Source organism: Streptomyces sp. SID12501 (assembly GCF_010550245.1).
Classification (GTDB): domain Bacteria; phylum Actinomycetota; class Actinomycetes; order Streptomycetales; family Streptomycetaceae; genus Streptomyces.
This window is the reverse complement of sequence record NZ_JAAGLU010000886.1, coordinates 1-409: the sequence shown is the minus strand read 5'-3', so window position 1 is coordinate 409 and position 409 is coordinate 1. Positions and strand designations below refer to the sequence as shown.

1 pseudogene is annotated in these 409 nt (G+C 75.6%); it reads left to right on the top strand.

Annotated features, from left to right (window positions below):
* A pseudogene (locus G3I71_RS48975) lies at window positions 1–409 on the top strand (bifunctional glutamine-synthetase adenylyltransferase/deadenyltransferase); the annotation flags it as partial.

The window sequence follows — 409 nt, the reverse complement described above, 5'->3', positions numbered from 1 at the left end:
CAGCTCGTCCACGGCCGCGGCGACGCCACCCTGCACTCCGGCACCACCCTGGACGCCCTCCACGCCCTGGCCGCCGGCGGCTACGTCGGTCGGACGGACGCCGCCCAGCTCGGCGACGCGTACCGGTTCCTGCGCTCCATGGAGCACCGCATCCAGCTCTACCGGCTGCGCCGCACCCACCTCGTCCCCGAGGACGAGAACGACCTGCGCCGCCTCGGCCGTTCCATGGGCCTGCGCACCGAACCGGTCGCCGAGCTCAACAAGGCCTGGCGCCGGCACGCCTCCGCCGTCCGCCGGCTGCACGAGAAGCTCTTCTACCGTCCGCTCCTCGACGCCGTCGCCCAGCTCACCCCCGGCGAGACCCGGCTCTCCCCGCGCGCCGCCGGCCCTCGCCTGGCTGGCCTCGGCT